Genomic DNA, 6,119 nt, shown 5'->3' with positions numbered 1-6,119 from the left:
CACAGCGCCCGACCCCGGCACGGCCGGGACAGCGCCCGACCCCGGCACGGCCGGGACAGCGCCCGACCCCGGCACGGCCGGGACAGCGCCCGACCCCGGCACGGCCGGGACAGCGCCCCCCTCGCGGCGGAGCCGCTCGGGGGGTCGGGGGGCTTGCCCCCCGGAAACGGGAAGGGGCGGGGTTGGGGAACGCTCCGCCTCGGGCGCCGTAGGCGCTCCGAGGGGCGTGGGGGCGGCCGAGTCGTCGGTCCCGGGGCCGGACGAAGCGTCGGCCGCGCCCGCGGCCTCCGCCTCCGCCCCGCCCGCGGGGAAACCTTCCGCCTCCGGCGGGCCGGGCCGCGCGCCCGGACCCCGGCCCAGCGGGCGGCGGGAAGGAGGCGGCGGCGAGGAGGCGGCGGTGGGCATGCGGGAGTGGTCCAGGGGAGCGAGATGATCCGGCGGCCTGGAAGGGCCGGGGCGGCGCGGGCGGGGGCCCGCCCGTGGCAGGTTAGCGGCGAAGGCGGTCAGCGACCGCGCAGGCGCCGCACGAGGATGCTCGCGTCGCCGCGCGCCTCGAGGTCGGCGAGGACGACGGCGACCGCCTCCCGCACGATCCGGCCGCGGTCCACCGCGAGCCCGTGCTCGCCGCGCAGCACCAGCCGCGCGTGCTCGAGGTCCATCAGTTCCTCGGCGGAGACGTAGACGGTGATCTTCTCGTCGTGGCGTTCCCGCCCGCTGGGGCGGCGGTTGGCGGCGCGCCCGCGGCGCCGGGGCGCGACCGGCTCGGCGGTCCGGGAGCCGGCGGCAGCGGCGGCGGCGCCGCGCGGCGCCGGGCGCTCGCGCCCGTCCGCGGCCGGCCGGCGCTCGGCGGCGTCCTGGTCGGCGGCCCCTTCGGAGGCGGGTGAGGGAGCGGGCGCCGCGTCGGGCTCCGCGGCGGCCGGCCCGGGCACCCGCGCGGAAGCGGGGGCGGGAGCGCCGTCGGCGGGCGTCTTGGCCTGTCTGCGAGGGGCCGAGGACTGGAGCCCCACCCCTCCGGTGGTGCGGAACAGCTCGTCGGCGCCGGGCAGACTCACTCGGCGTGACACCGGGCGAGCACCTCCCTGGCGAGCTGGCGGTAGGCGGCGGCGCCCACCGAGTTGGAGGCGTACGTGGTGATGGGCTCGCCGGCGACGGTGGTCTCCGGGAAGCGGACGGTCCGGCCGATGACCGTGTGGTAGACGTGGTCGTCGAACGCCTCGACCACCCGTGCGAGCACCTCGCGGCTGTGCACGGTCCGCGAGTCGTACATCGTCGCGAGGATGCCGTCGAGCTCCAGCTCGGGGTTGAGCCGCTCCTGGACCTTCTCGATGGTCTCGGTGAGCAGGGCGACACCGCGCAGGGCGAAGAACTCGCACTCCAGCGGGACGATCACCTTGTGAGCCGCCGTCAGCGCGTTGACGGTCAGCAGGCCCAGCGACGGCTGACAGTCGATCACGATGTAGTCGTAGTCGGCCATCAGCGGCTTGAGCGCGCGCTGGAGCGTGGACTCCCGGGCGACCTCGCTGACGAGCTGGACCTCGGCGGCGGACAGGTCGATGTTGCTGGGGAGCAGGTCCATGTTGGGCACCGCGGTCTTCAGCAGCACCTCGTCGGCCGACATCCCGCGCTCCATGAGCAGGTTGTAGACCGTCAGATCGAGCTCCATCGGGTTGACGCCCAGTCCGACGGAGAGCGCGCCCTGCGGGTCGAAGTCGACGAGCAGCACCCGGCGGCCGTACTCGGCAAGCGCGGCGCCCAGGTTGATGGTCGAGGTGGTCTTGCCGACCCCGCCCTTCTGGTTGCACATCGCGATGATCTTCGCCGGACCGTGGTCGGTCAGCGGGCCCGGGATGGGGAAGTACGGCAGCGGGCGGCCGGTGGGGCCGATGCGCTCGCGGCGCTGGCGGGCCGCGTCGGGGGCCAGGGTGGCCGCGTACTCCGGGTCGGGCTCGTACTCCGCGTCGGGGTCGTAGAAGTGCCCGTCGGGCACTTCCTCGTAGTCGGCGAGACGGGCGGGATCACCGCCGCGGTCGCCGGCCATGGCGTTCACGTGTAGACCGTCCATGCTCGGGTGGGCTGTCGTCATGCTCTGGATGTCCTGCTGTGCTGCGAAGGTCTGGACAGCGACGGAGCCGACGGCGTGGAGCCCCACGGGGCTCCGGCCCTGCGCAGGAATTCCTGGGTGACCACCCCCGGGAGCAAATGTCGACTCGTTCACAAGTCGTCCTACCTCCTTGGTGACCAGGAAACATCTAGATAGGTCAGCGTGGCACCATGCCGACGGTCTGCGACTCTATGGCGTGTCGGCGGTCCGCAGCAACACAATCCGCCGGAGACGGCACGATGTGTCGGCAATCGAACACCCTTCTGTCAAGGGTGTTCGGGGTATCACCCGCAAGTTTTCCGAACGGCGGTCACCTCGGGAAAACCGGTCCGAATCCGGCACCAAACACGGCCGGCAGGGCCTCGTGGACAAGGCCCTGCCGGTGGTGATTCCCCTCAGGGGCGGTTTGACGCCTCAGCCGAGCAGCGCGCTCAGTTCGACGTGCGCAAGGCCGTGCGCCTCGGCGACCGGGCCGTAAACGACCTGTCCCTCATGGACGTTGAGGCCCTTGGCGAGCGCGGCGTCCCGGCTCAGCGCCTCCTGCCAGCCACGGTTGGCCAACTCCACGATGTAGGGCAGCGTGGCGTTGGTCAGCGCGTAGGTGGAGGTGTTCGGCACCGCGCCCGGCATGTTGGCGACGCAGTAGAAGACGGAGTCGTGGACGGTGAAGGTCGGCTCCGCGTGGGTGGTCGGCTTCGAGTCCTCGAAGCAGCCGCCCTGGTCGATCGCAATGTCGACAAGTACACTTCCGGGCTTCATCTTGGCGACGAGCTCGTTGGTGACCAGCTTGGGGGCCTTGGCGCCCGGGATCAGGACCGCGCCGATGACGAGGTCGGCCTCGACGACGGCCTTCTCCAGCTCGTAGGCGTTGGAGACGATCGTCTGCACCTTGGTGCCGAAGACCTTGTCCGCCTCGCGCAGCTTGTTGATGTCCTTGTCGAGCAGGGTCACGTGGAAGCCCATGCCGACGGCGATCTGCGCGGCGTTCCAGCCGGAGACGCCGCCGCCGATGACGACGGCCTTGCCGGCCGCCGTGCCCGGGACGCCGCCCGGCAGCACGCCGCGGCCGCCGGCCGAGCGCATCAGGTGGTAGGCGCCGACCTGCGGGGCCAGCCGGCCCGCGACCTCGGACATCGGGGCGAGCAGCGGCAGCGCGCGGTTGGCGAGCTCGACGGTCTCGTAGGCGATGGCCGTGGTGCCCGACTCCAGCAGCGCGTCCGTGCACTCACGGGAGGCGGCCAGGTGCAGGTAGGTGAAGAGGGTCTGGCCCTTGCGGAGGCGGTGGTACTCCTCGGCGATCGGCTCCTTGACCTTCAGGAGCAGGTCGGCGGTGGCCCAGACCTCGTCGGCGGAGTCCAGGATGGCCGCGCCGGCGCCGGTGTACTCGGCGTCGGTGATGGAGGAGCCCAGACCGGCCCCCTTCTCCACGAAGACCTGGTGGCCGTTGCGCACCAGCTCGTGCACACCGGCGGGGGTGATGGCCACGCGGAACTCGTTGTTCTTGACCTCGCGGGGGATACCGACCTTCACGTCGATCACGGTCCTTGAATCAGGGGTTTTCAGGCTAATCCGGAAATGCCACGGCATACCAGAGCAGACCGCGTCGATCGCGGCGCAACCAGTCTAATGAAGGATGTCGAGCTGTCTAGCCTTGCAAAGCAACAAACTTTTCCGGAACTGCCATCGCTTTCGCAGGTTACCCGGCGTGTACCCGTCAGGCGTTCGGCTCAAGCCCTCCCGAGGGCCCGGCCACACCGGAACCAGTCCCCCCGCCCACGCCGGAACCGGTCCCCCCGGCCTCCTCCCCCTCGGCCCCCGCCGGCTCCCGGAGCAGCCCCTCCGCCGTCCGGCGCTGCGCCTCCGCGCCGGCCTGGTCGGCCAGCCGGTCCAGGGTGTCCGCCAGCCGCAGCCGGACGGCGGCCTCCAGCCGCCCGTCGCCGGCCCGCCGGGCGCCCTCCGCCGCCTCCAGGCCGGTGCGCACCGCGTCCTGCGGCCGGCCGAGGTGCTCCAGCGCCACGGCGGCCTCGATCAGCGCCCGGGCGTGCCCCGGCAGATCGCGCAGCCGGCGGCAGGCGGCGGACGCGGCCCGCCAGGTGCGCAGCGCCTCGCCCCACTCCCCCGCCAGCGCGTGCACCGCGCCGAGCCGCCCGTACAGCCGCGCCTCGTCGGCGAGTTCACCGCGGGTGAGCCGCAGCTCCAGCGCCCGCCGGTACCAGTCGGTGGCCCGGGCCCAGTCCTCCAGCTCCTGGTAGGAGGCGGCGACCGACTCCATGGAGCGGCTCGTCGCGTACGGGTCGCCGCACGCGCGCGCGGCGGCCAGCGCCTCGCGGTAGCGGTCGAGGGCCATCCGGACGCGTCCGGCCCCGGTGTCCAGGTCGCCCAGGTTGAGCAGGGCGGCGGACTTCTCCAGGGCCATCTCGCGGCGGTCGGCCACATCGAGGACGAGCCGGTGCAGCCCGTACTGCTCGGGCCCGGCCTCCTCGGGGGGCAGGTGGGCGGAGAGCGCCCTGGTCAGCGCGGAGACCAGGCGGCGGGCGAGGGTGTCCAGGCCGCCGTCCTCGACGGCCAGCCGGGCGGCGGCCAGCAGCGCGGGCAGCCGCGAGCGCAGCCACTCCTCCGCGACCCGCGCCGAGGGGAAGCGCAGCGGCCGGGGCAGCTCGGCCACCCGGCGGCGGACGGAGGGGTCGGTCAGCTCGGCGGCGGCGCGGCAGGAGTGCAGCTGGCGGACGACCCGTTCGAGCATCCGGGCCCGGGCCAGCTCCACCTCGGCGGGCCGGTCCTGGGTCTCCAGCAACGCCCGCAGCAGCGGGGCCAGGCAGCCGGGCACCTGGTACTGAGGGGGCAGCGCGGCGGGCTCCCCCGGTACGCCGTCGACGGGCACCGGCCGCAGCAGGCCGCGGGCGACGAAGTCGTCCAGCGCGGCCTGGGCGGCGGAGACCGAGCAGCCGGCCAGCGCGGAGGCGGTGTGCGCGTCGGCGGGACCGGCGGGGGCCAGCGCGAGCAGGCGCAGTATGCGGGCGTTCAGCGCGGGCAGCGCCTCGTAGGCGAGCCAGAGGGCGCGGGCGAGCGGGCGGCCCGTGGTGCCGTCGTGCCCCTCGGGGACGGGGAGTTCGCGCAGCCGCCGGGCCGCGTCGGCGACGGACATCTTGGGGTGGGCGGCCAGCCAGCCGCCGACCAGCACCAGCGCGGCGGGCTGCCCGGCGCACTCCTCGACGACGGCGCTGGCGGCCATCGGGTCGCAGGTGATGCGGGTGGGGCCGGCGAACCGCTCCAGGAGGTCGACGGCGGCAGGGGTCTCCAGACCGCCGAGGGTGCACGGCCGGACGTCGGTGACGCCGGTCAGCGGCCCCCGGGCGACGGCGACGACCAGGCAGCCCGGTTCGTCCGGCAGCAGCGGCTCGACGGAGGCGGCGCCCGACGCGTCGTCCAGGAGCAGCAGCACCCGGCGGCCGGCCAGGGCGGCGCGGAGCGCGGCGGTGAGCTCGTCCTCCTCGGCCCCGGCGGGCGCGGTGGCGGTGGCGCCGAGGTCGGCGAGGAGGGCGCGGGCGGTGCGGTCGGTGGGGACGGGGGTGCCGTCGGCGTCGGTGAGGCGGGCGCGGAGTACTCCGTCCGGGTAGTCCCCCTCCAGCCGCCGGGCCAGCTCCTCGGCGAGCGCGGTGCGCCCGGAACCGGGACGTCCGGCGACGAGCAGGACCCGGCTGCGGGGTGGTTTGCGGCCGGAGAGAGTGTCCAGGCCGGTACGGGCGATGTCCGCCCGAAGCTCTTTCAGTTCCCGGTCCCGGCCGGTGAACAGGCCCGCGCCGGTGAGCGCGACGCCCGTCACGGGCGCGTCCGGCCGGCGCGGGCGCACGCCGGGGCCCACCCGCTCCGGGCGGACGGCCGCGAGGTTGTCGGTCTCCACGGACCGAGCGTAGTTGAAACGCCCACGCCCCCGCGGACGCCGGGCCCCGGCTCGTACGACGATCCCCTTTTCGGCCCGGCACCGAGCCCGTCCGGCGTTTGAGGACAACCGCGCGGA

4 protein-coding genes are annotated in these 6,119 nt (G+C 74.5%); all 4 read right to left on the bottom strand.

Going from position 1 to position 6,119, the window contains the following annotated elements; translation table 11 throughout:
* Nucleotides 1-503: 503 nt before the first annotated feature.
* The gene (locus ACH4PU_RS09590; RefSeq protein ID WP_398268592.1) at nucleotides 504-1,064 is read right to left on the bottom strand and encodes a hypothetical protein; all 561 of its coding nucleotides are present in this window, start codon (nucleotides 1,062-1,064) and stop codon (nucleotides 504-506) included.
* Nucleotides 1,049-2,173: a ParA family protein gene (locus ACH4PU_RS09585; RefSeq protein ID WP_078588259.1), complete on the bottom strand. Its 1,125-nt coding sequence runs from the start codon at nucleotides 2,171-2,173 to the stop codon at nucleotides 1,049-1,051. Before ACH4PU_RS09585 ends, ACH4PU_RS09590 begins: the two co-directional genes overlap by 16 nt.
* A gap of 342 nt (nucleotides 2,174-2,515) precedes the next feature.
* A complete protein-coding gene (gene ald, locus ACH4PU_RS09580; protein WP_004954062.1) occupies nucleotides 2,516-3,631 on the bottom strand; it encodes an alanine dehydrogenase in 1,116 nt (371 codons plus the stop codon).
* Nucleotides 3,632-3,815: 184 nt separating this feature from the next.
* On the bottom strand, nucleotides 3,816-6,002 hold the full coding sequence (locus tag ACH4PU_RS09575; RefSeq protein WP_398268589.1) for a tetratricopeptide repeat protein: 2,187 nt from the start codon (nucleotides 6,000-6,002) through the stop codon (nucleotides 3,816-3,818).
* Between the last annotated feature and the right edge of the window lie 117 nt (nucleotides 6,003-6,119).

Origin of the sequence: Streptomyces sp. NPDC021100 (genome assembly GCF_044333095.1) — a bacterium.
GTDB lineage: Bacteria > Actinomycetota > Actinomycetes > Streptomycetales > Streptomycetaceae > Streptomyces.
Note: the sequence above shows the minus strand (reverse complement) of the source record. Positions and strands in the feature narration are given on the sequence as shown.